The organism is Thioalbus denitrificans, from assembly GCF_003337735.1.
GTDB classification, from domain to species: Bacteria; Pseudomonadota; Gammaproteobacteria; order DSM-26407; family DSM-26407; genus Thioalbus; species Thioalbus denitrificans.
Window position 1 is genome coordinate 110,437 of the sequence record NZ_QPJY01000003.1, and the last position, 23,795, is coordinate 134,231.

The 23,795-nt window shown below is 69.5% G+C and carries 21 protein-coding genes; 14 read left to right on the plus strand and 7 right to left on the minus strand.

Going from position 1 to position 23,795, the window contains the following annotated elements; translation table 11 throughout:
• Nucleotides 1–3 precede the first annotated feature (3 nt).
• The 7 genes from DFQ59_RS08785 (at nucleotide 4) to DFQ59_RS08815 (ending at nucleotide 10,275) form a co-directional block, all read left to right on the plus strand.
• Nucleotides 4–1,407, plus strand: a complete 1,404-nt coding sequence (locus DFQ59_RS08785; RefSeq protein ID WP_114279324.1) for a DotU family type VI secretion system protein — start codon at nucleotides 4–6, stop codon at nucleotides 1,405–1,407.
• A gap of 45 nt (nucleotides 1,408–1,452) precedes the next feature.
• Complete coding sequence (tssM, locus tag DFQ59_RS08790) at nucleotides 1,453–5,037, plus strand: type VI secretion system membrane subunit TssM (RefSeq protein ID WP_114279325.1); 3,585 nt, start codon at nucleotides 1,453–1,455, stop codon at nucleotides 5,035–5,037.
• Nucleotides 5,019–5,777, plus strand: a complete 759-nt coding sequence (gene tagF, locus DFQ59_RS08795) for a type VI secretion system-associated protein TagF (RefSeq protein ID WP_245937236.1) — start codon at nucleotides 5,019–5,021, stop codon at nucleotides 5,775–5,777. Before tssM ends, tagF begins: the two co-directional genes overlap by 19 nt.
• Nucleotides 5,774–6,535, plus strand: coding sequence for a PP2C family protein-serine/threonine phosphatase (locus DFQ59_RS08800; protein ID WP_114279327.1), 762 nt, complete (start codon nucleotides 5,774–5,776; stop codon nucleotides 6,533–6,535). The genes tagF and DFQ59_RS08800 overlap by 4 nt, the downstream gene beginning before the upstream one ends.
• 12 nt (nucleotides 6,536–6,547) lie before the next feature.
• Entirely contained in the window at nucleotides 6,548–8,986 is a 2,439-nt protein-coding gene (locus tag DFQ59_RS20050) for a serine/threonine protein kinase (RefSeq protein ID WP_211314851.1), read from the plus strand.
• Between the two features lie 87 nt (nucleotides 8,987–9,073).
• On the plus strand, nucleotides 9,074–9,820 hold the full coding sequence (locus DFQ59_RS08810) for a CsgG/HfaB family protein (protein ID WP_170142098.1): 747 nt from the start codon (nucleotides 9,074–9,076) through the stop codon (nucleotides 9,818–9,820).
• A gap of 38 nt (nucleotides 9,821–9,858) precedes the next feature.
• Entirely contained in the window at nucleotides 9,859–10,275 is a 417-nt protein-coding gene (locus DFQ59_RS08815) for a PEGA domain-containing protein (protein WP_114279329.1), read from the plus strand.
• 225 nt (nucleotides 10,276–10,500) lie between these two features.
• Here DFQ59_RS08815 and DFQ59_RS08825 read toward each other — a convergent pair whose 3' ends face one another.
• Entirely contained in the window at nucleotides 10,501–10,881 is a 381-nt protein-coding gene (locus DFQ59_RS08825) for a M67 family metallopeptidase (protein WP_170142099.1), read from the minus strand.
• A 405-nt stretch (nucleotides 10,882–11,286) separates the two neighbouring features.
• Here DFQ59_RS08825 and metH point away from each other — a divergent pair, with 405 nt between their 5' ends.
• The 3 genes from metH to DFQ59_RS20495 are packed head-to-tail and all read left to right on the plus strand — an operon-like array spanning nucleotide 11,287 to nucleotide 15,445.
• Entirely contained in the window at nucleotides 11,287–15,087 is a 3,801-nt protein-coding gene (metH, locus tag DFQ59_RS08830) for a methionine synthase (protein ID WP_114279332.1), read from the plus strand.
• A 32-nt stretch (nucleotides 15,088–15,119) separates the two neighbouring features.
• On the plus strand, nucleotides 15,120–15,320 hold the full coding sequence (locus tag DFQ59_RS08835) for a hypothetical protein (RefSeq protein ID WP_114279333.1): 201 nt from the start codon (nucleotides 15,120–15,122) through the stop codon (nucleotides 15,318–15,320).
• A 2-nt stretch (nucleotides 15,321–15,322) separates the two neighbouring features.
• Entirely contained in the window at nucleotides 15,323–15,445 is a 123-nt protein-coding gene (locus DFQ59_RS20495) for a hypothetical protein (RefSeq protein WP_281268240.1), read from the plus strand.
• Nucleotides 15,446–15,731: 286 nt separating this feature from the next.
• Here DFQ59_RS20495 and DFQ59_RS19525 read toward each other — a convergent pair whose 3' ends face one another.
• The 5 genes from DFQ59_RS19525 to DFQ59_RS08850 all read right to left on the minus strand — a co-directional run bounded on the left by DFQ59_RS19525 (nucleotide 15,732) and on the right by DFQ59_RS08850 (nucleotide 18,265).
• A complete protein-coding gene (locus DFQ59_RS19525; protein ID WP_147275204.1) occupies nucleotides 15,732–15,989 on the minus strand; it encodes a hypothetical protein in 258 nt (85 codons plus the stop codon).
• A gap of 156 nt (nucleotides 15,990–16,145) precedes the next feature.
• Nucleotides 16,146–16,730, minus strand: a complete 585-nt coding sequence (locus tag DFQ59_RS19530; protein WP_211314852.1) for a hypothetical protein — start codon at nucleotides 16,728–16,730, stop codon at nucleotides 16,146–16,148.
• A gap of 309 nt (nucleotides 16,731–17,039) precedes the next feature.
• Complete coding sequence (locus tag DFQ59_RS08840; protein WP_114279334.1) at nucleotides 17,040–17,351, minus strand: helix-turn-helix domain-containing protein; 312 nt, start codon at nucleotides 17,349–17,351, stop codon at nucleotides 17,040–17,042.
• Nucleotides 17,338–17,661, minus strand: coding sequence for a type II toxin-antitoxin system RelE/ParE family toxin (locus tag DFQ59_RS08845; protein WP_425451009.1), 324 nt, complete (start codon nucleotides 17,659–17,661; stop codon nucleotides 17,338–17,340). Before DFQ59_RS08845 ends, DFQ59_RS08840 begins: the two co-directional genes overlap by 14 nt.
• 211 nt (nucleotides 17,662–17,872) lie before the next feature.
• The gene (locus tag DFQ59_RS08850) at nucleotides 17,873–18,265 is read right to left on the minus strand and encodes a metal ABC transporter ATP-binding protein (RefSeq protein WP_114279335.1); all 393 of its coding nucleotides are present in this window, start codon (nucleotides 18,263–18,265) and stop codon (nucleotides 17,873–17,875) included.
• Between the two features lie 245 nt (nucleotides 18,266–18,510).
• On the opposite strand from DFQ59_RS08850, the gene DFQ59_RS08855 reads away from it, so the two are divergent.
• From DFQ59_RS08855 to DFQ59_RS08865, 3 genes are read left to right on the plus strand one after another with little or no spacing between them, the layout of a single operon-like run.
• A complete protein-coding gene (locus DFQ59_RS08855) occupies nucleotides 18,511–18,909 on the plus strand; it encodes a hypothetical protein (protein WP_147275206.1) in 399 nt (132 codons plus the stop codon).
• Nucleotides 18,910–18,961: 52 nt separating this feature from the next.
• Nucleotides 18,962–20,308 carry a radical SAM/SPASM domain-containing protein gene (locus DFQ59_RS08860; protein WP_114279337.1) on the plus strand — a complete coding sequence of 449 codons (1,347 nt, stop codon included), beginning with the start codon at nucleotides 18,962–18,964 and terminating at the stop codon, nucleotides 20,306–20,308.
• On the plus strand, nucleotides 20,305–21,186 hold the full coding sequence (locus tag DFQ59_RS08865; RefSeq protein ID WP_114279338.1) for a lysophospholipid acyltransferase family protein: 882 nt from the start codon (nucleotides 20,305–20,307) through the stop codon (nucleotides 21,184–21,186). Before DFQ59_RS08860 ends, DFQ59_RS08865 begins: the two co-directional genes overlap by 4 nt.
• Before the next feature lie 46 nt (nucleotides 21,187–21,232).
• Here the strand turns inward: DFQ59_RS08865 and DFQ59_RS08870 are convergent, their stop codons facing one another.
• On the minus strand, nucleotides 21,233–22,414 hold the full coding sequence (locus DFQ59_RS08870; RefSeq protein WP_114279339.1) for an MFS transporter: 1,182 nt from the start codon (nucleotides 22,412–22,414) through the stop codon (nucleotides 21,233–21,235).
• 210 nt (nucleotides 22,415–22,624) lie between these two features.
• On the opposite strand from DFQ59_RS08870, the gene DFQ59_RS08875 reads away from it, so the two are divergent.
• Nucleotides 22,625–23,791, plus strand: a complete 1,167-nt coding sequence (locus DFQ59_RS08875) for an HPP family protein (RefSeq protein ID WP_114279340.1) — start codon at nucleotides 22,625–22,627, stop codon at nucleotides 23,789–23,791.
• The last annotated feature ends 4 nt before the right edge of the window (nucleotides 23,792–23,795 follow it).

Consider the following 23,795-nt stretch of genomic DNA (forward strand, 5'->3'; position numbering starts at 1 on the left):
GCCGTGGACCACGACGATCCTTTCTTCAATCAACCCGGTGACGAGGACCGCACCGTCATCCGTCCCACCCCGGGCGGGCGACGCACGCAGGACGGCGCGGAATCCGGGCCGTCCGCCCCGCCCCCGGCCGGAGCGCCTCCGGCCGCCGGTGCGCCGCCTCCGCGCCAGCCGCCCCCGGCCGGGCGGGCGGCCGCGCCGCTGTCCACCGCGGAGCTGGGCCACACCGGGCTCAACCCCCTGGTGAGCGCGGCGGCGCCGCTGCTCACCCTGGTCACCCAGCTGCGCCACACCCTGCGCCACCCCGATCCGGAGGCCCTGCGCCGGCAGGTCATCGAGGAGGTGAAGGCGTTCGAGAACCGGGCCCGAAGCCAGGGCGTCAGCTCCGAGGTGACCCTCTCGGCCCGCTACGTGCTCTGCTCCCTGGTGGACGAGACCATCCTCGGCACCCCCTGGGGGGCCGAGAGCAGCTGGGGCAACCAGGGCATGCTCATCACCTTCCACAAGGAGGCCTGGGGCGGGGAGAAGTTCTTCGCCCTGCTCGACCACCTGCTGCGCGACCCGCTGGCCCACCTGCACCTGCTGGAGCTCATGTACCTGTGCCTGACCCTGGGCTTCGAGGGCCGCTACCGGGTGATGGCCGGCGGCCAGGCCGCCCTGGCGGATCTGCGCGAGAAGCTCTACCGGGTGCTGCGCCAGCAGCGCGGCGAGTACGAGCGCGAGCTCTCGCCCCACTGGCGGGGGGTGGTGGACCGGCGCACGCCGCTCTCCCGCAGCGTCCCCCTGTGGGTGCTGGGGGCGGTGGCCGCCGCATTGCTGCTGGTGCTCTACGTCGGCTTCAGCTTCATGCTCAACCGCGCCTCGGACCCGGTGTTCGCCTCGCTGCACGCGGCGGGCAACCAGGCCGCGGCCCTGTTCAACCGGCCGGTGGCGGTCGCCGAGCCGACCCCGGCCCCGGACGCGCCCCGCCCGCCGACCCTGCGCGAGCTGCTCAACCCCGAGATCCTGGCCGGCCAGCTCGACGTGACCGAGAGCGACGGCCGCAGCACGGTCATCCTCCACGGCGACGGCCTGTTCGCATCCGGCAGCGTGGAGATCCGGCCCGACTACCTGCCGGTGCTGCGGCGGGTGGCCGAGGCGCTGGCCCAGGTGCCCGGCGACGTGCTGGTCACCGGCCACACCGACAACGTGCCCATCCACACGCTGCGCTTCCCCTCCAACTGGCACCTCTCCCAGCGCCGGGCGGAGTCGGTGGTGGAGTACCTCGGCCGGGAGACGGGCACCCCCGGGCGCTTCACCGCCGAGGGCCGCGCCGAGACCGAGCCGCTGGTGCCGAACGACACGCGCGACAACCGCGCCCGCAACCGGCGGGTGGAGATCACCCTGGTGGAAGCCCATGGACGGGGCTGACCGGGGCGTGGATGAGCCCATGAGCCTGTCCGAGAGAGACCGCGTATGAAACGCCTGCTGAACCTCCTGCGCCGGCCCTGGCTGCTCTCCCTGCTGGGGCTCATCGCCCTGGCGGTGATCGTCTGGTTCCTCGGCCCCCTGCTGAGCTTCGCCGGCTGGGAGCCGCTGGTGAGCGCCACCGGGCGGCTGGTGGCCATCGCCGTGCTGGCCGCCCTCTGGGGCCTCAACCGGCTGCGCCGGGCCTGGCAGGCCAAGCGCACCAACCAGGCCATCCTCGACGGGCTGACCAGCGGCGCCGCGGAGGCCCCCGCCGGCCCCGCCCCCGGCGAAGTGGAGTCGGCCGAGGAGCTGGCGACCATCCGCAAGCGCTTCGAGGAGGCGCTGGCGGTGCTGAAGCAGTCGCGCCTGAAGCACCGCTTCGGCCGCCACTACATCTACGAGCTGCCCTGGTACGTGATCATCGGCCCGCCCGGCTCGGGCAAGACCACGGCGCTGCTCAACTCCGGGCTGCACTTCCCGCTGGCCGAGCGCTTCGGCCAGGACGCCATCCGCGGCGTGGGCGGCACTCGCAACTGCGACTGGTGGTTCACCGACGAGGCGGTGCTGCTGGACACCGCCGGGCGCTACACCACCCAGGACAGCTTCGAGTCGGTGGACCGCGCCGCCTGGATGGGCTTCCTCAAGCTGCTCAAGCGGCACCGGCGGCGGCGCCCCATCAACGGCGTGCTGGTGGCGGTGAGCGTGGCCGACCTGCTGCAGCAGAGCGAGGGCGAGCGCGCCGCCCACGCCCGCGCCATCAAGCAGCGCATCCACGAGCTGCACCAGGAGTTCGGCATCCGCTTCCCCATCTACTTCACCTTCACCAAGTGCGACCTGGTGGCGGGGTTCATGGAGTTCTTCGCCGACCTGGGCCGCGAGGAGCGGGCGCAGGTGTGGGGCATGACCTTCCCCGCCGAGGAGACGGAGACGGAAGCGGGGCTGGTGCGCCACTTCGGCCCCGAGTTCGACGCCCTCCTGCAGCGCCTCAACGCCCGCCTGGTGGAGCGGCTGCAGGCGGAGCGCGACCCCCAGCGGCGCAACCTCATCTACACCTTCCCGCAGCAGTTCGGCACCCTCAAGACGCTGCTGGAACCGTTCCTGGGCGAAATCTTCCAGCCCAGCCGCTTCGAGACCCCGCCCCAGCTGCGCGGCGTCTACTTCACCAGCGGCACCCAGGAGGGCAGCCCCATCGACCGGGTGATGGGCTCGGTGGCGGCCAGCTTCCGCCTCGACCGCCAGTCCCTGCCCGCCTTCGTGGGCCACGGCCAGAGCTACTTCATCACCCGCCTGTTCCGCGACCTGGCCTTCCCGGAGGCGGACCTGGCCGGCACCAACCTGCGCCTGGAGCGCCAGCGGCGCTGGCTGGAGCGGGTCGTCTACGCCGCCGCCGCCGGCGTGACCCTGCTGGCGGCCGCCGCCTGGACCACCAGCTACACCACCAACAAGGCCTACGTCAGCGAGGTGGACAGCCAGGTCCAGGCCATCCAGGCGCAGATCGACGCCATGGACCCGGATCAGCGCGACCTCATCAGCGTGCTGCCGCTGATGGACGCGCTGCGCAACCTGCCGGGGGGCTATGCCGCGAAGGACGAGGGCGTGCCCCTGCTCATGGGCCTGGGGCTCTACCAGGGCGACAAGCTCGGCACCGAGGCGAAGTCGGTCTACCAGCGGGTGCTGCGGCGCGCCTTCCTGCCGCGGGTCATCCTGCGCCTCGAGGACCAGCTGCGCAGCGGCATGGGCAAGCCCGACTACCTCTACGAGGCGCTGCGGGTCTACCTGATGCTCGACGACCCGGACCACTTCGACGCCGCCACCGTGCGCACCTGGATGGCCTTCGACTGGGAGCAGAACCTGCCCCGCGACGTGAGCAAGGAGCAGCGCCAGCAGCTGGAGGCGCACCTGGCCGCGGCGCTGGAGCGGGAGGCCGGCACCGCCCCCATCCCGCTGGACGGCGAGCTGGTGTCCCGGGCCCGCGAAGTGCTGCTGCGGGTGCCGCTGGACCAGCGCATCTACGCCCGCATCAGGCAGGAGAAGATCGCCAACGAGATCCCCGACTTCACCATCAGCGGCGCGGCGGGACCCGACGCGCCGCTGGTGTTCGTGCGCAAGAGCGGGCTACCGCTGAACCAGGGTGTGCCGGGGCTCTACACCTACGACGGCTACCACCAGGTGTTCGCCCGGCAGGCGCCGGACCTGGTGCGCGAGCTGGCCAGCGAGAGCTGGATCCTCGGCCCCCAGGCCCCCACTGCCGACCCGGCGAAGCTCCAGGAGCTGGTGGCCTCGGTGCGCCGGCTCTACCTGCAGGACTACATCGCCCGCTGGTCGGACCTGCTCGACGATCTGGACATCGCCCCCTTCACCAGCCTGCGCCAGGGGGTGGAGATCCTGCGCGTGCTCTCCGGACCCGACTCCCCGCTCAAGCGCCTGCTGGTGGCGGTGGCCCGGGAGACCATGCTCGACCGCCAGACGGAGGCCGAGACGGGGCTGGTGGAGCGCGCCACCGACCGGGTGAGCGCCCTGCGCGATCGTTTCGGACGGCTGTTCAGCGAGCGCGCCGCCACCGCCGCCGCGCCCGACACCCCCGAGCGGCAGGTGAGCCAGCGCTTCGAGCCCCTCAACCGGCTGGTGGTGGCCCCCGAGGACGGCGCGCCGCCCATCGACGGCCTCATCGCCAGCCTCAACGAGCTCTACCTCTACGTGAACGCCATCGCCAGCGCGGCGGACCGCGGCGGCGCGGCCCTGGAGGCGGCCCGCAGCCAGGCCGGCATGGGCGGCGACGTGGTGGGCAAGGTGCGCACCGAGGCCGACCGCCTGCCCCTGCCGCTGCAGGGCTGGGTGAAGGGGGTGGCCGCCGACAGCGCCGGCATGACCATCGGCGGGGTCAGCGCCCACCTCAACAACGTCTGGACCTCCACGGTGCTGCCCTTCTACCGCCAGGCCATCAGCGGCCGCTACCCGCTGGTGCGCTCCAGCGATCGGGAGGCGACGCTGGAGGACTTCGGCCGCTTCTTCGGCCCCGGCGGGCTGATGGACGACTTCTTCAAGAAATACCTGGAGTCGTTCGTGGACACCTCCGGGTCGCAGTGGAGCTGGCGCGCCGCCGCCGGCGGCTCCCGGCTCGGCATCTCCAACGCCGTGCTGCAGCAGTTCCAGAACGCCGCCGCCATCCGCGACGCCTTCTTCCCCGCCGGCGGGCAGACCCCCGCGGTGAGCTTCACCCTGGTGCCCCAGGGCCTGGACGCCGGGGTGAGCCGGTTCCTGCTCGACCTGGAGGGGCAGCTGGCCGACTACCGCCACGGCCCGACCCGCCAGGTGCGCCTGACCTGGCCGGCGGCCAACAGCACCGGCCAGGTGCGGCTGGTGTTCGAGGACACCGCCGGCAACCGCCCGGGCGTCACCGAAACCGGCCCCTGGGCCTGGTTCCGGGTGCTGGACAAGGCCACCGTCGAGCCCACCGCCGTGCGCGACCGGTTCAAGGTCACCTTCAGCCTCGGCGGCCACAGCGCCAGCTACGAGCTGCAGGCCAGCAGCGTGCGCAATCCGTTCAAGCTCGACGCCCTGGAGGCCTTCCGGTGCCCGGAACGACTGTGACCCCCGCCGCGACCGGCTTCCACGGCAAGGTTCCCAGCCACGGGGACTTCGTCACCCGGCGCCTGCCGCGCTGCTTCATCGACCCGTGGGACGGCTGGCTGCAGGACGGCATCACCCGCAGCCGCGAACAGCTCGTCCCGGGCTGGCTCGACATCTACCTCACCAGCCCCCTGTGGCGCTTCGTGCTCTCGCCCGGCATCTGCGGCGAGCAGGGCTGGGCGGGGCTGCTGATGCCCAGCGTGGACCGGGTGGGGCGCTACTTCCCCCTCACCCTGGCCGCGCCCCTGCCGGCCAACGGCAACCCCCTGCAGCTGATCGACAACGGCGGCCACTGGTTCGCCCGCGCCGAGTCCCTGCTGCTCTCCGCCCTGGAGGACGGCTTCGACCTGGCGGCGTTCGACCGCGAGGTGGAGGCCCTGGGCCTGCCGGCCGGCGCCGGCGCCGAGGCGCCGCCGAACCCGCCCGCCCAGTCCGCCCGCCACCCGGCGTGGCACATACCGCTGCCCCAGCCGGAGGCGATCCGGGGCGGCACCCCGGACCTGGCGCGCCAGCTGCTGCAGTCCTTCTTCTTCGCCTACAGCCTGTGGTGGACATCGGGGTCGGACCGGGTGGACAGCTCGCTCCTCATCTGCCAGGGACTGCCGCCGGTGGAGGGCTTCTCCGCCCTGCTGGGGGGCGACTGGAGCCGCTGGGGCTGGCAGACCCGCAACCTCGCGGCGGACACGGCCACGGCCCCATGAGCGTTCCCCTGCGCTGGAGCTCCGCCTGCGTCACCGACGTGGGCCGCGTGCGCAAGCTCAACGAGGACGCCTGCCTCTCCCTGCCCGAGCGCGGCCTGTGGGTGGTGGCCGACGGCATGGGCGGCCACGATGCCGGCGACCTGGCCAGCCGCTGGGTGGTGGAGACCCTGGGCGCCCTGCCCGCCCCCCACAACCTCGGCGACCAGGTGGAGGCGGCCCGCGAGCGGCTGCGGGCGGTGAACCGGCGCCTGCGCGAGGAGGCCGGGCGGCGGGGCAAGTCCGTCATCGGCACCACCGTGGCCGCGCTGGTGGCCTTCGGGGGCCACGGCGTCTACCTCTGGGCCGGCGACAGCCGCGTCTACCGCTTCCGCCAGGGCCGCCTGCGCCGCCTCACCCGCGACCACAGCCAGGTGGAGGAGCTGGTGGAGGGGGGCCTGCTGGCGCCCGAGGAGGCCGAGAGCCACCCCGCCGCCAACGTCATCACCCGGGCGGTGGGGGGCGAGGAGAAGCTCGAGGTGGACGCGGAAATCGTGGAGCTCGCCCCGCGGGATCTCTTTCTCCTCTGCAGCGACGGGCTGTATAAAGAGCTGAGCGAGGCCGATATTGCCGGCATCCTCGCCCGCACCCCCTCGCCCCGCGCCGCCCGGCAGCTGGTGGACACGGCGCTCGAGCGCGGGGCCCGGGACAACGTGACGGCGCTGGTGGTGCGGGTGGAGCCGGCCGAGTCCGGCACGCCGCCGCCCCGACACCGCCCCTGACGATCGACGACCATGCATCCGTTCCAGACGGCACTCAACGAACACCTCCAGGGCCGGCTCCCCGAGGCGACCCTGCTCGACTCCTGCGACGCCGCCCTCGCCGCCGGCGACCTGCCCGTGGACGAGCTGCGCGCGATGGCGGACGCGGCACGGAGCGAGGGGCTGGACCCGGCCGTCCACGCCGCCCTGCGCGAGCGCATCGACGCCGCACCGGAGACTTCCGCGCCGGCCCCGGCCATGCCGCCGGCGACCGGCGACGGTGGCGAGACCCGGCTCCAGTCCCCCCCCGCCGCCGCCCCGCCGGCGGAGACGCACGAGCCCACCCGGCTGGCGCCGGGAGCGGGTCCGGCCAGCGGCGCCGGACCGGGCGCGACCGGCGCCGGGAACACCACCGGCGGCGCCTCCTCCGGCTGGACCAATCCCGCCGACTGGGAGGAGTCGCCGGGCGGGCCGGCGCGCCCCGGCAGCGTGCTCAAGGACCGTTTCGTGCTGGAGTCCATCATCGCCCGCGGCGGCATGGGGGTGGTCTACAAGGCCCGCGACCTGCGCAAGGAGGAGGCTCACGACCGCAACCCCTACCTGGCGGTGAAGGTGCTCACCGAGGACTTCCGCCGCCACCCCGACGCCTTCATCGCCCTGCAGCGGGAGGCCAAGAAGGCCCAGAGCCTGGCCCACCCCAACGTGGTGACGGTCTACGACTTCGACCGCGACGGCCGCACCGTCTTCATGACCATGGAGCTGCTGGAGGGCGAGTCCCTCTCCCAGGTGCTGAAGCAGCTGCCGCCGGGCGGCATGGAGCCGAAAAAGGCCATCGAGCTGGTGGACGGCATGGCCGAGGCGCTGGCCTACGCCCACCGCAAGGGCATCGTCCACTCCGACTTCAAGCCCGGCAACGTCTTCATCACCCGCGAGGGCGTGGTGAAGGTGCTCGACTTCGGCATCGCCCGGGCGGTGAAGCGCCCCGGCCACGAGCAGGACGTGACCCTGTTCGACCCCGGCAGCCTCGGGGCGCTGACCCCCGGCTACGCCAGCTGCGAGATGTTCGAGGGCGAGGAGCCCGATCCCCGCGACGACATCTACGGGCTGGCCTGCGTGGCCTACGAGCTGGTGGCCGGCCGCCACCCCTTCAACCGGCTCACCGCCGTCCAGGCGCGGGACAACCGCATCACCCCCCAGACCCCGAAGCGCCTCGGCCGCGGCCAGTGGCGGGCCCTGCAGCACGCCCTGGCCTTCAAGCGCGGCGAGCGCACCCCCAGCGTGGAGCAGTTCATGGCCGAGCTGCGCCCGCCCAAGGGGCGCCGGCTGCTGGCGGCGCTGGCGGCGGTCATCGTCATCGCGGCCCTGGCCGGCGGCGGCGGCTACCTCTGGAACCGGATGCAGGGCGAGCGGCTCGACGCCCGCTTCGCCGCCCTGGAGGCGGCCATCGGGGCCGACCGGCTGGCGCCCCCGGCGGAGGACAACGCCGCCGCGCTGCTGGCGGCGCTGGCGGCGGACGCCGCCGGTGATCCGCGCCTGGAGCAGGCCCGCGCCAACCTGGCCCTGGCCTACCTGCGCCATGCCCGCGCGGCCCGCGCCGAGGGAGAGTGGGCCGCGGCCCGGGCGCAGGTGGAGGCGGGCCGGGAGGCGGGCGCCGGCGCGGCGGTGAACGACGCGCTGGACGCCGAGCTGGCCCTCATCGAGGCCGGCGAGAGCAACGCCGACCGGTTCGCCGAGCAGCGCGCCCGCGAGGCCCGGGCCGCCGGGCTGCGGGAACAGTTCGCCGCCGGGATGGAGGCGATGCCCCCCACCGCGGAGGGCGCCGCCCCGCTGCTCGACCTGCTGCGGGAACTGGGACAGGTCGCCCCCACCGACCCCCTGCTGGTGGAGGGGCGGCGGCAGGTGGCCGAGCGGCTGGCCGGCGCGGTGGAGGCCCTGGCCGCCGAAGGGCAGTGGGACGCCGGCGAGTCGCTGCTGGCCGAGTCCCTGCGCCTGCTGCCCGAATCGGAGCGCCTCGGCGCGGCCCGCGACACCCTCGAGCAGGCCCGGGAGCAGGCCACGGCCGCCGAACGGGAGCGCCAGCGCCAGGCGGAGGCGGAACGGCAGCGCCAGCTCGCCGCCCAGGTGAACCAGCATCAGCGGGCCGTGGACGCCCTGCTCGCCAAGCCCACCTTCAGCCCCCAGTGGGAGCAGCAGGTACGCGGCGAGCTGGCCGCCGTGGAGCGGCTGGTGCCGGCCGACGACCCCTGGCTGGTGCAGACCCGCACCCGCCTGAACGAGCTCTACCGGAGCCGCCAGCAGGCCCAGCAGCCGCCCCCGTCGCGGACCACGACCACCACCCCGCCGACGCAGCAGCGGTCCCGGCAGCCGCCGCCCCAGCAGCAACAGCAGCGCCCGCCGCCGGGCGGCGTGGGCATGGATCTGGACCAGATCCTGAAGGAGTTCGAAACCGGCGGCTCGGGCGAGGTCCGCTGAGGGCCGGTGCAGACATGCGACCGCTGCGGCGGTCACGGTGCTATGCTTTTTCTGAGAGGAAATACCCTTAGGGAGGGAGGAGAAGAGATGAAAGCTTCGTACCTGTTGAAGACACTGGCGGCGCTCCTGCTGTCCTCCCTGGTGACGGCCTGCGTGACCGGCCCGCAGCCGCAGGCGCGGGTCACCAGCGGCGGCGGGCCGGACATCGAATCGGCCCGGGCCGAGGCCTACGACGGGCCCAAGGCCCGCATCGCCGTGGCCGACTTCGAGGACAAGATGTCCAGCAGCGGCGCCTATCGCGAGGAGTACGGCCGCGGCATGAGCGACATGCTCACCACCGCCCTGTTCCAGTCCAACCGCTACATCGTCCTGGAGCGGCAGAAGCTGCGCGCCGTGATGGCCGAGCAGAACCTCGGCGCCACCGGGCGCATCAAGCAGGAGACCGCCGCCCAGATCGGCGAGGTGGAGGGCGCCGAGCTGCTGGTGATGGGCGCCATCACCGGCTTCGATCCGGGCACCTCGGGCGTCGGCGTGGGGCTGGGCGGCCTGTTCGGCGGCACCCTGGGCGGGCTGATGGGCGGCGTGAAGACCGCCCGCGTGGCCATGGACCTGCGGGTGGTGGACGTGAACACCGGCCGCATCGTCTCCGCCACCAGCACCGAGGCCACCGCCTCGAGCTTCGCCGGCGGCATCGGCGGCATCGGCGGCGACCTGGGCGGCGGGCTCGCCGGCTTCGCCAAGACCCCCATGGAGTCGGCCATCCGCGCCGCCATCCAGAAGGCGGTGGACTTCATCGTCGAACGGACCCCGCAGCAGTACTACCGCTACCAGTGAGGCCGTCCCGGGACCGCGGGGACGGAAGGAGCCGACAGATGCGCAGAGTGCTTTGGATAGTGGCCGCGGCCCTGGCGGGCTTCGCCCCGACGACGGCGAGCGCCGACCCGGGCTATGTCTATGACGCCCCCTACGCGCCCTACTACTACAGCCCCTACCCCTACTACTACCCCTGGGCCCCGCCGCCGGGCATCTACGGCCCCAGCCAGGGGGATTTCGGGGGCGACCAGGTCATCCCCGCCGGGCGGCTGCTGCTGATGGTGGACCCCGTCAGCGCCGACGTCTACGTGGACGGGCGCAAGCTCAGCCCGCGCCGCGACCTCACCTACCAGGTGGGGCTGCTGGTGGGCAACCACACCGTGGAGGTGCGGGCCGACGGCTACCGGACCCACCGCCAGGAGGTGGATCTGCGCCCCAACCGCCGCACCGTCCTGACCATCCGCCTGCAGCGCTAGCGGGATAACGCAGCGACGGACAGACCCCGGGGGCGGAGCCCAGGTCTCCGCCCCCACGCTTCCGCGCCCTGGCGCCGTTCATGGCCGGATGAATCCGGCCATACGTCCGGAATACGGTGCGGTCACCGGTCACGGAACACGGAACACGGAACACGGAACACGATATTGCAGGTGCGGATTCATCCGCACAGCCCCGCGGCCCATCGCAGCCGCCGGGACTCCTCCCTACCCCTCCACCACCAGATCCACCGCCGCGAAGGCGTTGTCCACCAGCCGGAACGCCCGCACTTCGGGCGCCGCGGTGCCGGCCAGCGAGACGATGAGGTAGAAGGCGTCGGGATAGGCGGCCTGTTCGAGATCGGTGGCCGAGGGCTCGGCCGGGCCGTCGGGGTGGGAGTGGTAGATGGCGTAGAGCTCCTGGTTCTCCTCGCGCAGGGCGCGGAAGACATCGATCTGCGCGCGCGGGTCCATCTCGAAGCGGCGGGCCGGATCCCGCGCCACGTTGGCCACGGGGTAGCGGCTCACCGCCACCTCGCCGACGCCGCCGATGAGGCCGCACACCTCCAGGCGCGGCGAGCGCAGGGCATGCCCGACGAGGGCGTCCATGATGGCGCGCGGGAGACGCGCGCGGGCGGAGCTTGGCTTCGACATACGCCCAGTGTAGTGCAGGAAAAGAGGGAATAGACAGGATTTACAGGATGGACAGGATTTCAAAAAGATCAGGATCTATCCGCAGATTGCGCCGATTGTCCATGCCGGCTGACAGGCCCGTGCCCATCGCTGCCCCACCAACGCCCAGGAACGGGCGGGCCGGAACCCTATCCCGCTGTCTTGCACAGAACGCCGAACAACCTTCAGCCCCGACCTCCCCGACAACAAAAATGAATCTGCGTAATCGGCGTAATCTGCGGATAAATCATCCTGTCCTCCCTCCGCGGAGGCAGCGGCAACGACCCCGATCCGCGTGTTAAACTTCACGATCCCTTTGCAGCCCGAAGAAGCCCCAGAGCAATGACCCAGCAGCCCCACCCCATCGAAGCCCTCCTGCGCGAGCGCATCCTCGTCCTCGACGGCGCCACCGGCACCATGATCCAGCGCCACAAGCTGGAGGAGGCGGACTACCGCGGCGAGCGCTTCGCCGACTGGCCGTCGGACCTGAAGGGCAACAACGACCTGCTGGTGCTCACCCGCCCGGACGTCATCACCGGCATCCACGAGGGCTACCTGGAAGCCGGCGCGGACATCATCGAGACCAACACCTTCAACGCCAACGCCGTCTCCATGGCCGACTACGGCATGGAGGCGCTGGTGCACGAGCTGAACTTGGCGGCCGCGCGGCTGGCGCGGGAGGCGGCGGACCGCTTCGGCACCCCGGAGCGGCCGCGCTTCGTGGCCGGCGTGCTCGGCCCCACCAACCGCACCGCCTCCCTGTCGCCGGACGTGAACGACCCGGGCAAGCGCAACATCCACTTCGACGAGCTGGTGGCCGCCTACACCGAGGCCGCCCTCGGGCTGCTGGAGGGCGGCGCGGACCTCATCCTCATCGAGACCATCTTCGACACCCTCAACGCCAAGGCGGCGGTGTTCGCCCTGGAGGGGCTGTTCGAGGCCGGCACGCCGCGCGTCCCGGTGATGATCTCCGGCACCATCACCGACGCCTCCGGGCGCACCCTCTCCGGCCAGACCGCCGAGGCGTTCTGGAACTCGCTGCGCCACGCCCGGCCGGTCTCCTTCGGGCTGAACTGCGCGCTGGGGGCCCGGGAGCTGCGCCAGCACGTGGAGGAGCTCTCCCGCATCTGCGACGTGCCCGTCTCCGCCCACCCCAACGCGGGGCTGCCCAACGCCTTCGGCGAGTACGACGAGTCCCCCGAGGCCATGGCCGCCGAGATCGGCGAGTGGGCCGCCGCGGGCTTCCTCAACATCGTCGGCGGCTGCTGCGGCACCACCCCGGACCACATCCGCGCCATCGCCGCGGCGGTGTCCGAACACCCGCCGCGCCGGGTGCCGGAGACCGTGCCCGCCTGCCGCCTCTCGGGGCTGGAGCCGCTGAACATCACCACCGGCTCGCTGTTCGTGAACGTGGGCGAGCGGGCCAACGTCACCGGCAGCGCGAAGTTCAAGCGCCTCGTCCTGGAGGGCAACTACAGCGAGGCCCTGGAGGTGTGCCGGGAGCAGGTGGAGAACGGCGCCCAGGTCATCGACATCAACATGGACGAGGCCATGCTCGACGGCGAACGGGCCATGGTCACCTACCTCAACCTGCTGGCCTCCGAGCCCGACATCTCCCGAGTGCCGGTGATGCTCGACTCCTCCAAGTGGTCCATCATCGAGGCCGGGCTGAAGTGCCTGCAGGGCAAGGGCATCGTCAACTCCATCAGCCTCAAGGAGGGCGAGGAGCAGTTCCTGGAGCACGCCCGGCTGCTGCGCCGCTACGGCGCGGCGGTGATCGTCATGGCCTTCGACGAGCAGGGCCAGGCCGACACCCTGGAGCGCAAGCGGGAGATCTGCAGGCGCTCCTACCGGCTGCTCACCGGGACGGTGGGCTACCCGGCCGAGGACATCATCTTCGATCCCAACATCTTCGCCATCGCCACCGGCATCGAGGAGCACGACAACTACGCGGTGGACTTCATCGACGCCACCCGCTGGATCCGGGAGCACCTCCCCCACGCCATGATCTCGGGCGGGGTCTCCAACGTCTCCTTCTCCTTCCGCGGCAACAACGCCGTGCGCGAGGCCATCCACTCGGTCTTCCTCTACCACGCCATCGAGGCGGGCATGACCATGGGCATCGTCAACGCCGGCCAGCTCGCGGTCTACGACGAGCTGCCGCCCGAGCTGCGCGAGCGGGTGGAGGACGTGGTGCTCAACCGCCGCCCCGACGCCACCGAGCGGTTGCTGGAGATCGCCGACCAGTACAAGGGCGGCGGCGTGGAGGCGAAGAAGGAGGATCTCGCCTGGCGCGAGTGGCCGGTGGCGAAGCGCCTGGAGCACGCCCTGGTGAAGGGCATCGACGCCTTCGTGGAGGAGGACACCGAGGAGGCGCGGCTGACCTTCGATCGCCCCATCCAGGTGATCGAGGGCCCGCTCATGGACGGCATGAACGTGGTGGGGGACCTGTTCGGCGAGGGCAAGATGTTCCTGCCCCAGGTGGTGAAGTCCGCCCGCGTCATGAAGAAGGCGGTGGCCCACCTCATCCCCTACATCGAGGCGGAGAAGCAGGAGGGCGCCAAGGCCCAGGGCCGCATCCTCATGGCCACGGTCAAGGGCGACGTCCACGACATCGGCAAGAACATCGTCGGCGTGGTGCTCCAGTGCAACAACTTCGAGGTCATCGACCTCGGCGTCATGGTGCCGGCGCAGAAGATCCTCGACGAGGCGAAGAGCCGCGAGGTGGACCTCATCGGCCTGTCCGGCCTCATCACCCCGTCGCTGGAGGAGATGGCCCACGTGGCCAAGGAACTCCAGCGGGAGGGCTACGCCACGCCGCTGCTCATCGGCGGGGCCACCACCTCCAAGGCCCACACGGCGGTGAAGATCGCCCCCGGCTACGAGCAGCCGGTGGTGTGGGTGAAGGACGCCTCCCGCGCCGTGGGCGTGGCCCAGAAGCTCATCAGCGACGACCTCAAGGCCGGCTACGTGGAGGAGATCGTCGCCGAGTACGAGCGGGTGCGGGACGACTTCGCCGCCCGCCAGAGCGCCACCCGCTTCGTCTCCCTGGCCGAGGCCCGCGCCAACCGGGCCCCCGTCGACTGGGACGCCTACACCCCGCCCCGCCCGAGGCTCCTCGACCTGCCGGAGGGCACCATTGCCCTCCAGGAGCGTGCCGAGGCGGAAGGCGCGGCGTCCCTCCTGGCGCGGCACCTCCACGAAACCGGCCCCCTCCGGGTGGAGCGCGCCGGCGGCACGGTCACCCTCACCCTGACCGACATCCCCCTGGCCACCCTGGTCCCCTACATCGACTGGACCCCCTTCTTCCACGCCTGGGAGATGCGCGGCAGCTACCCCGCCATCCTCGACGACGCCGACAAGGGCGAGCACGCCCGCCAGCTCTTCCGCGACGGGCAGGAGATGCTGAAGGTGATCGTGAGTGAGCGCTGGCTAACCGCCCGCGCCGCGGTGGGCCTCTACCCCGCCAACAGCGTCGACCTGGACGACGTGGCCCTCTACGCCGGCGAGGACCGCGCGGAGACCCTCGCCACCCTCCACTTCCTGCGCCAGCAGAAGGCCCAGCCCAAGGGCCGGGCCAACCAGTGCCTGGCCGACTTCGTGGCCCCGGAGGAGCGGGGAGCGACCGACTACGTGGGGCTGTTCGCCTGCACCGCCGGCATCGGCATCGACATCAAGGTGGCCGAGTTCGAGGCCGCCCACGACGACTACGACGCCATCATGCTCAAGGCCCTGGCCGACCGCCTCGCCGAGGCCCTGGCCGAGTGGCTCCACGAGCGGGTGCGCAAGGAGTACTGGGGCTACGCCCCCGACGAGACGCTCGACAACGACGCCCTCATCCACGAAAAGTACACCGGCATCCGCCCCGCCCCCGGCTACCCCGCCTGCCCCGAGCACACGGAGAAGGGGCTGCTCTGGCGGGTCCTCGATGTGGAAACCAGGATTGGTCTAAGCTTGACGGAAAGCTACGCCATGGTCCCCACCGCGGCGGTCTCCGGCATCTACTTCGCCCACCCCGAGTCGAAGTACTTCTCCGTGGCCAAAATCGCGAAGGACCAGGTGGAGAGCTACTCCGAGCGGAAGGGGATGACCGTGGAGGAGGCGGAGCGGTGGTTGGCGCCGAATCTGGGGTATACCCCATAGAAGGCTGTCTATCTGCCTGGAGGTGACAGGACATGGACGACCTCTACGACACCATCAAGCCCGGAACGATGGCGCTCATCGGTGGACGGCGCACCGTTTTTCGCTCTGAAGCGAGCTACGGCGGCGGAGGCGGCCCGCTCTGGGCCATCGTGGGACTCTCCTTCCAGTCCACCACCCGGGACCTCTCTTCCTACCGAACGGGCCCCTGTCGTCACGTCACCCCGGAAGTGTAGGGATGGAACTAGAAGACGGCACCCTCATCACCCTGCCAGTCACCGAAATCGACCGCTTCGACCAGCATCACCTGGATGCGGGGGAGCGGTGCGTGTTCGATGACGAGGACATCGTTCTCACCTGATGGCGCTTTGCAAGACACGGCCCCGGATGAACGCGTGACGTACTCTTCTCACACTTCTCCAACTGCTTGATTACAAGACTTGACCTCGTCAGCACATTTGTTTGTTTTATGTACACTTGCATTATTTGGGATAATTATTGAAATGTGAAATGATAGTATGTGTGATTCACGTTTAATCTGTAGATAGATTGAAATCACTTTACAGCGCCATCTTCAACTGGCAGAGTGAATCGATAAAGAGGGTCAGTGACAAACCAGAATCATTATAATTACCAATTGGTATTGACTATTTTTCTGATTTTTTCGCAATTTCCAATGCTTTTTCAAAAAAGGGATGGGGGGTATTTACGCCTCTCCCTTCAGCAAGGGCGAAAGCATCGAGGATATCACGCCCATGAAACCCAAGTTCCATTAGCACCGCTTCGATTTCCGCTTTTGATGCAGACTCAATGGTTCTGAATGTCACATGCTCAGTTGGCCCGCTTTCAATCCTGATAGCGGCCCTGTAGCACGATCCATCCGTTTCTATTTCAACGTGCTTCATTTTTCCCCACACTCAACGCTTGACTAAAGAACGCCGTCGTTTTGCACCCTGCACAGCAATAGTAAATGCATAAAAAGGCAAAATAATGGGTAGTGACAAACGAGAGTTTTTATAATTACCTGTTGTCATTACTCACTCTTTGCTTAGAGATTTTTATTAGGGTAATTTTGGTTTCAATAGGTCCGGTTGATATGGCGAAAACCAACGCCCGGAGGGCGATTCTCGCATAGTTCCGTGTCTGCTGAGCTGAACGAACTGGTGATACTGGCATTTCAACGCCCCTGTCATGGCGCGTGCATCGCACCCAACCTCGTTACACGTTTTTTCCTGCGTTTCAAACTTTTTTGAAAGATACTCTTTCTGTTGTTCGAGGAATTGCACGATGAAGCCAGGGGCCACATATGGCTGTTCTTTCCAGGCCTTTACTGAAATCTTCGGGACTTTGAAGAGATACCAACCTTCTTCAATGCCTGGGGAAATGCTTGATTGCCAATACTGACCGCATACATCGCACTTGTATAGCCGATAGTGTTCGTACCAACGTTCGATCACTTTCTGGGATAACTGGCGCAATTTAGGCCGCATTCTAGAATACGCCTTTTCACGCTGTTCGATGGCAGTCATCTCCAGCGGGAGATCGCCATACTCATTGCAAATGCATTCTTCACTCATTTCAGTCGAAATGGGGTCGGTGACAAATGCGTTCCATTCGCACCCCCTCGCCTTATCCCGTTCCGTCAAGGATGCCGTACCCAGCGGGGATCAACTCACATAGACAACACGCCAAGTACAGCACACCAGCCGCCCTTGCCTGCCTCGACTTCACAGGCTTCCCGGAGTCCCCCCGGCTCTCACTCATGAAGAAGCCCGGCATCTGCCATGCTGCAGCTCTGACAGAACCACGGTATCACTGTCTCGACCTTAACGTAGACAACGGGAACAGGTTGACTGCCGACGATCCTTTGCCCGCCCGCGTTCCACTCTAGCCCCACTTCCCGACCCTTGCCTCGGGCCTGGGCACTGCCTGAATGACGCGCCTTGGCCGTGCGTCTAGGCCGCCATGACCTCGCGAAGAATTTCGGGATGTCGGGCAACGATTTTCAGCAGCGTTTCGGCGGCGCCCGAGGGGCGGCGCCGACCCTGTTCCCACTGCTGCAGGGTCCGGGGCGAAATGTTCAACGCCGCGGCAAACTGGGCCTGGGACAGACCGCTTTTCAGGCGCGTCTCCACGATATCGTTCGCCTCGACCCCGTAGCTCGCCCCGTACCGCCCGGCCTTCACGTCCCGGATGGCCTGCAGCAGCTCCTCACCGAGGTTGCGCTGTGCGTCCCGCTCCAGCAGCTCTTTCTCAGGACGTGGCATGGCCCATCTCCTCCGCAATCTTTCGCAACACATCCGGTGGGATGTTCTCCCGTGCGCTCTTGGCATAGATGTTCAGCAGGACAATCGCGCCGTTGGCGAGCCGCGTGGTGTAGATGACCCGCACCCCACTCCGCTTCCCGGAACCCGCCCGAGCCCACCGGACTTTTCGGCATCCGCCCGAACCGGGCACCAGATCACCGGCCTCCGGATTGCCTGCGATGAACGCCGCGAATTCTCCACGCTCGCTTTCCGACCAGTAATCCGGCCACAGTTTCGTGAACAGTGGAGACTCGATGATCGTCAGCATCATGCAGACTATACGCCATTGGCGTACTTCATCGCAAACGGTTAAAAGGAGACGGAGGGATATTCTTCATTCCCTCCGCTCCCTTTCAGCCCACCCGGGAAACGACGATCACTGAAAAGCAAAAACCGCCCGAAGGCGGTTCCTGCTTGGCCCTGAAGGACGCATCAACCCGCTTCTGCTGGGGTTGAAGCCTCCTGCAGCGGGGGGTTGGCGGTCACCCGGCCGGCACCTCCTGGATGGTGGGCACGGTGGCGCCGCACTGCTTCTCCACGGCCACCTTCTCGAGGGCATCCCGCTCCCCCTTCAGGTGGGAGTATTCCGTGGCCTCCGGCCCGTCGCCGCCCTCCAGGAAGAAGAGGGTGGGCCAGAAGAGCAGCATCCCCACCGCCATCTGCGCGGTGTCATTGTCCGCCTTCTTCTTCAGGGTTCCGTGGAGTTCGTTGGCGCGGTCGGTGACCCGCTCCATCTCCATGGCGACCTGCTCACAGTTGTAGTCCCGGCACTCCAGGCTGGAGACCGATGCCGTGGGCGGCTTGTCCGGGCTGGTGGCACAGCCAAGAAGGAGGGTGAATGTGGCGACGGTCGCCACACTGAGGGTTCGTTTCATCGTCCATGCTCCCTGAAACGGGGTTTGTACCCCTGTGTTGTTGTCCGAGTTGTCGCGCCTCCGGCGCGGGCGCCATTACCCTTGAATCTCCGCTTGACTTGTAACCGGCAACGACTCTCCCGCCTTCAGCCACGCCGCTGAATGGCCGGCCGCCTTGCATCCGCCCGGTCTTCGCCTAGTATTCACTAAGCGTCGGAAGAGTGGACGCGGATTCGAACTGACAGTGCCGCCCAAGGAGGGAAACCATGAGCAAGACGCTGCGTATTCGTGCACCGAAATCGATGAAGCTGCATGCGATGTCGGAAAGGGAGGTCGAGAAGTACATCGCGGAGGAAGCGAGCCGGATGCTCGACGCCATGCCCAAGGAGCTCCGTCCCGTGGGCGTCAACAAGGTCGCCATCGACTCCCTGGTCAAGGGCACCGCCGCGGATGCCGGCGTGTGGGCCCAGTGGACCCGCGCCTGCTGCGACAAGCGGGACCGCATCGAGGACTTCGTCGACCCGGTCATGCAGGAGTTCGACCAGGAAGTGTCCCTGACCCGCCCCGAGCTCGCCAACGAACACGTCGAGTCGCAGATGCGGGTGCAGACCCTGTCCTATCCCAGCATGCACGGCAAGGCGAAGACTCCCCGGAAGAAACGCTGATCCGTTCCGGCGCCGCGCGGGGCAGGTTCGTTCACCTGCCCCGCGGCATGCGATGAGACTCGATCCCACCCGTCTCCGGCTGCTGCCCCGCGGCCGCTACCTGCTCGTGGTCGACCGCCGGTCCGGGCGCTGGCTCTCGCTGGCGGCGGAAGAGGAGCCCTTTCTCCGGCTGCTCGCGGCGGACGGGCTGGCCCCGGTTCCGGCGGAGGTCCGGGCGCGCGTTGAGCGGCTGCGCCGCCTGCTGGTCGACGGGAAGGTGGGGGTCGACGAACCCGGCCCGGCATTCGACCGCCTCAATACCCTGATCCTCAAGCTGACCAACGCCTGCAACCTGGCCTGCAGCTACTGCTACGACTTCGAGAAGGTCGAGCACGCCCGGGTGATCGACGAGGAGACCGCCCAGCGGGCGATCGCCCAGGCGCTGGAGCTGTGCCCCGAGCGGCTGTGGGTCATCCTCCACGGCGGCGAGCCGATGCTGGTGTGGGAGCTGGTGGAGCGGATCGTGCTGCGGGGCGAGGCGGAGGCGCGCGCCCAGGGCAAGGCGATCAGCTTCTCCGGCCAGACGAACATGACCCGCCTGGACGGGCGCATCGCCGGGTTCTCCCTGGATCACGACATCCTCTGGGGGCTGTCCATCGACGGCCCGGCGCCGGTGAACGACGCCCTGCGCGTCGGTCACGGCGGGGGCGGCAGCCATGCCCTGTTCGCCGAGTGCCTGCGGCGCTTTCCCCGCTTCGTGCGCAGCTGCGGGGTACTGAGCACGATCACCGCCCTGAACCAGGAGTCGCTGCTGGCCACGGCGCGCCACTTCCGCGACCTGGGCATGGCGTCCTGGGACTGGAGCCTGTTCCAGCCCATCGGCCGGGGCCGCGACCTCGCCGGCCGGCTGCAGCTCGACGCCCGGGCCCTCGGCCGGGGCTGGGAAGCGCTGTTCGCCGCGGTGGAAGGCGGCGAGTTCAGCGGCTTCCCGGTGAAGCCCGTGACCAAGTACCTGGACAACTTCCTGCGCGGCCCCGGTCACAACATGTGCATGCGCGCCCGGTGCGGCGCCGGGCGCGACCTGCTGTCCGTCTCCGCCGACGGGACCATCGAGGCCTGCGACTGCATCGACCCCGTGGGCCCGCTGGGCGGGCTGGGCCACATGGCCGGCGGCTCGCTGGCCTCGGCGCGGGCGGCGCCGCTGGCGGAGCGCATCCGCTCGCGGGACATGGACCGGAACGACCCCTGCGCCGACTGCATCTGGTTCGCCCTCTGCGGCGGCACCTGCCTCGCCCACGCGGGGGATATCGACGCCCTGTGGCCGGAGGCGTGCGCCATGGCGCAGCTCGCCTTCGACCGCATCTCCCTGTCGCTGGCCGGTAGCGACGCCCTGATCGATTACGCCGGGAGCCTGCGATGACCAGGCAACGCAGCCTGCACGACACACTGAACGAGATCGCCTTCGATCCGCTGCTGCGCACCCTGGCCGCGGACCTGCCGTTCGAACGGCTGGGCGCGCTGGCCGGCTACCTCGCCGGCGCCGATCCCTACGGCGAGGCGGACTTCGTGCGGCGCGCCCTGTCCCGGGTCGGCGCCACGGACGGGGCCGGCGTGGAGCGGTTCTTCGAACACCAGCTCTGGTGCGCCTGGCGCGAGGCCCGCTGGCAGTCGGGGGCGATGGCGGCGGAGCCCGGCCGCTTCCGGGTCGCCGGCCGGGAGTGGCTCGACGAGACCGCCGGGGCGCCCACGATCATCGTCGCGCCGATGACCGTCACCCTGTCGGACGCGGTGATGTGCATCCGGCGGCTGCTGCGCGAGCGCCCGTTCACCATCTACGGCGAAGGCATCGAGGCCATCGACGGCGGCGGGCTGCCGGAGGACCGGATCGCGGGCGGGGGGCTGAAGGCGGTGCGCGCCATCCGCGCCACGCTGGGCCGGAACGGCGTGCTGTGCACCTACCCGGATTTCGTCTACCGGGGACACCCGGCCCAGCCGGCCTCGCTGTTCGGCGCGCCCCGGCCCATCTCCTCGGGCTTCCTGTCGCTGGGCGCGGCCTCCGGCACCATGCTGCTGCCCTGCGTGCTGCTCCGCGAGCGCGAGGGGATCGTCGCCCGGCTCGAGGAGCCGATCCGGATCGAGCTCGACGGCCGCGGCCCGGAGGCGCGCCGGGCGGCGCTGCCGGAGATCGCCCAGGTCGTGGCCGAACTCCTGGAGTCGCTGATACGGCGCGCGCCCGAGCAGTGGCTCCTGCTGCCCACCCTCACCTTCGAATCGCCGCAGATGGCGGCCCGCGGGTGAGCGGCACGGCTCCCCGGCCCGTGCGGGCCGACCGTCCCGCCCCGCCCTACCCCGCGGCGATCGCCCGCGCCCGCCGCGCCTTGAGCCACGTCACCGCCGCCAGGATGACCAGGATGGAGGGCAGCACCCCGGCATTGACCGTCTGCCAGCCGTAGTTGTACTGGAGCATCCCCGCCGAGAGGGAGGAGACGGTGACCGTGGTGAAGACCATGAAGTCGTTGAAGGCCTGGGCCTTGGCCTTTTCGCTCTCGGCGTAGGTCTCGGTCAGCAGGTCGGTGGCGCCGACGAAGAGGAAGTTCCAGCCCACCCCGAGCAGGAACAGCGCCAGCCAGAAGTGCGACATGTCGGTGCCGAGGAAATTGACGCCGACGCACCCCAGGGTCAGCAGCGCCCCCGTGATCAGGATGTTCAGCACGCCGAAGCGCTGGATCAGCGCGCCGGTGAAGAAGGACGGCGCGAACATGCCGAAGACGTGCCACTGGATGACGAAGGCGGTGTCGCCGAAGCTGTGGGCGTGGCCCTTCATGGCCAGCGGGGTGGCGGTCATGACCAGCACCATGATGCCGTAGCCGAGCATGCCGGAGAGCACGGCGACGACGAAGGCGGGCTGGCGCAGGATGGCGCCCAGGGGGCGGCCCGGCTCGCGGTCGGAGGCGGGCGCCGGTTTCGGCACCCGCAGGAAGCCGAGCGCGGCCAGCGAGAGGGCGTAGATACCGAGCAGGGCGGCGTAGCTGCCGGCGAACTCCGGCGTGCCCAGCCAGCCGTTGGTCCAGTTGGCCAGGTTGGGCCCGGCGAAGGCCGCCACCACGCCGCCGGCCATGACGTAGGAGATGGCCTTGGGCTTGTAGTGCTCGGTGGCCACGTCCACGGCGGCGAAGCGGTAGTAGATGCCGAAGCCGTTGAACATGCCCACCAGCATGGTGGCGGCGCAGAAGAGCCGGAAGTCCTGCGCCAGGATGGCGGCGACCGCGGTCGCCGCGCCGGCGCCGCCCAGCGCCACGCCGATGAGGAAGCCGTTGCGCCGCCCGAGGCGCTGCATGGTGAAGGAGGCCGGGACGGTGGTGAGCATGGTGGCGAGGAACTGCAGCGCCAGCGGGATGGTGGCGAGCGACTTGTCCTCCGCCAGCAGGTAGCCCACCAGCGAGGCGGTGGCGACGATGAGAGAGTTGCCCGTCATCATCATCGCCTGGCAGAAGGCCAGCAGGAAGACATTGCGCTTCATGGTCATGCCGCAACCTCGGGTGGCGGGGGTGCCCGGGGCCCCTCGGCGCCCGGTCGCGGAACAATAGCAGAGCCGCGGCGCCGGCGTCGCGCCGCCAACGCTCCTACCCCTTCCGGGCAGCGCCTATCCCCATTTGGGGGTATCCAGGCTTTTACCCACCCGTACACTGGGTTTTTTTGTCCGCCGGTGAACCGGCGTCAGCGGCCACGGCGCGCAATGAGACCCGACAACCTCGTTTCCTACCTGTTTCCACGCCAGGTGACGACCACCCACCGGGAGCGGATCATCTCCGGCCTCGGCGGGTTCATCGCCATCTTCCTGACCGCCTGGATCGCGAGCCACACCCTCGGCCCGGTGGTCACGCCGTTCATGATCGCCTCCATGGGCGCCTCCACGGTGCTGCTGCTGGGCGCACCCCACAGCCCCTTCTCCCAGCCCTGGTCGTTCGCGGGCGGGCACCTGGTCTCCGCGCTCATCGGCGTGTTCTGCGCCATGGAGGTGCCGAACTTCCACATCGCCGCGGGACTGGCGGTTGGGCTGTCCATCACCGCCATGTACTACCTGCGCTGCCTGCACCCGCCCGGCGGCGCCACCGCGCTGCTGGCGGTGATCGGCGACCAGGCGATCCACGGCATGGGCTACGGCTTCGTCCTCATGCCCGTGCTGGCCAACGTGGGCGTGCTGCTGGTGGCGGCGCTGCTCATCAACCGGGTGGTGCTGCTGCGCCACTACCCCTACAACCTCTCCATGCCCGCCAAGGCCCCCTCGCCCCACGGCGGGCAGCCGCCGGTGCGGCTCGGATTCACCGAGGACGACCTGACCGCGGCCCTGCGCTCCATGGACGGCTACATCGACGTGACCGGCGAGGACCTCGAGCGCATCTACTCCCTGGCGATCCTGCACGCCAAGCGCCGGCGCCTGGGGGACATCACCGTGGGCGACATCATGACCCGCGAGGTGGTGACGGTGGCTCCCGACGACTCGCTGGAGGCGATCTGGAAGCTGCTGCGCACCCGCGGCATCCGCGGCGCGCCGGTGGTGGACGGGCAGCGGCGGCTGCTGGGGATGGTCACGGTGGCGGACTTCCTCAAGAGCGCCAACTGGCGCCTGTGCGACACGCTGGTGCGCCATGTCCGGCTGGCGGTGGCGGGGCGGGCGCGCAACACCGCCGAGCGCATCATGACCCGCCCGCTCATCCTCGCCCGCGAAGAGACCCACCTGACCGACGCCTTCCTGCTGTTCGCGCAGAACCACATCAACCACCTGCCGGTGGTGAACGGGGATGGCGCGCTGGTGGGCATCCTCACCCGGCTGGACCTGCTCGCCTCGCTGTACGGCGACATGGCCTCCGCCTCGGGCGACCTCCAGCCCAGCGCCGCCTGAGCGG

Bases quoted from the DNA above. Each gene is read 5' to 3' on its own strand.
- tssM (WP_114279325.1), top strand. From the start codon at position 1,453: ATGAAACGCCTGCTGAACCTCCTGCGCCGGCCCTGGCTGCTCTCCCTG.
- DFQ59_RS08800 (WP_114279327.1), top strand. From the start codon at position 5,774: ATGAGCGTTCCCCTGCGCTGGAGCTCCGCCTGCGTCACCGACGTGGGC.
- DFQ59_RS20050 (WP_211314851.1), top strand. From the start codon at position 6,548: ATGCATCCGTTCCAGACGGCACTCAACGAACACCTCCAGGGCCGGCTC.
- DFQ59_RS08810 (WP_170142098.1), top strand. From the start codon at position 9,074: ATGAAAGCTTCGTACCTGTTGAAGACACTGGCGGCGCTCCTGCTGTCC.
- DFQ59_RS08815 (WP_114279329.1), top strand. From the start codon at position 9,859: ATGCGCAGAGTGCTTTGGATAGTGGCCGCGGCCCTGGCGGGCTTCGCC.
- DFQ59_RS08825 (WP_170142099.1), bottom strand. From the start codon at position 10,881: ATGGACGCCCTCGTCGGGCATGCCCTGCGCTCGCCGCGCCTGGAGGTG.
- metH (WP_114279332.1), top strand. From the start codon at position 11,287: ATGACCCAGCAGCCCCACCCCATCGAAGCCCTCCTGCGCGAGCGCATC.
- DFQ59_RS08835 (WP_114279333.1), top strand. From the start codon at position 15,120: ATGGACGACCTCTACGACACCATCAAGCCCGGAACGATGGCGCTCATC.
- DFQ59_RS20495 (WP_281268240.1), top strand. From the start codon at position 15,323: ATGGAACTAGAAGACGGCACCCTCATCACCCTGCCAGTCACCGAAATC.
- DFQ59_RS19525 (WP_147275204.1), bottom strand. From the start codon at position 15,989: ATGAAGCACGTTGAAATAGAAACGGATGGATCGTGCTACAGGGCCGCT.
- DFQ59_RS08840 (WP_114279334.1), bottom strand. From the start codon at position 17,351: ATGCCACGTCCTGAGAAAGAGCTGCTGGAGCGGGACGCACAGCGCAAC.
- DFQ59_RS08845 (WP_425451009.1), bottom strand. From the start codon at position 17,661: ATGATGCTGACGATCATCGAGTCTCCACTGTTCACGAAACTGTGGCCG.
- DFQ59_RS08850 (WP_114279335.1), bottom strand. From the start codon at position 18,265: ATGAAACGAACCCTCAGTGTGGCGACCGTCGCCACATTCACCCTCCTT.
- DFQ59_RS08855 (WP_147275206.1), top strand. From the start codon at position 18,511: ATGAGCAAGACGCTGCGTATTCGTGCACCGAAATCGATGAAGCTGCAT.
- DFQ59_RS08860 (WP_114279337.1), top strand. From the start codon at position 18,962: ATGAGACTCGATCCCACCCGTCTCCGGCTGCTGCCCCGCGGCCGCTAC.
- DFQ59_RS08865 (WP_114279338.1), top strand. From the start codon at position 20,305: ATGACCAGGCAACGCAGCCTGCACGACACACTGAACGAGATCGCCTTC.
- DFQ59_RS08870 (WP_114279339.1), bottom strand. From the start codon at position 22,414: ATGACCATGAAGCGCAATGTCTTCCTGCTGGCCTTCTGCCAGGCGATG.
- DFQ59_RS08875 (WP_114279340.1), top strand. From the start codon at position 22,625: ATGAGACCCGACAACCTCGTTTCCTACCTGTTTCCACGCCAGGTGACG.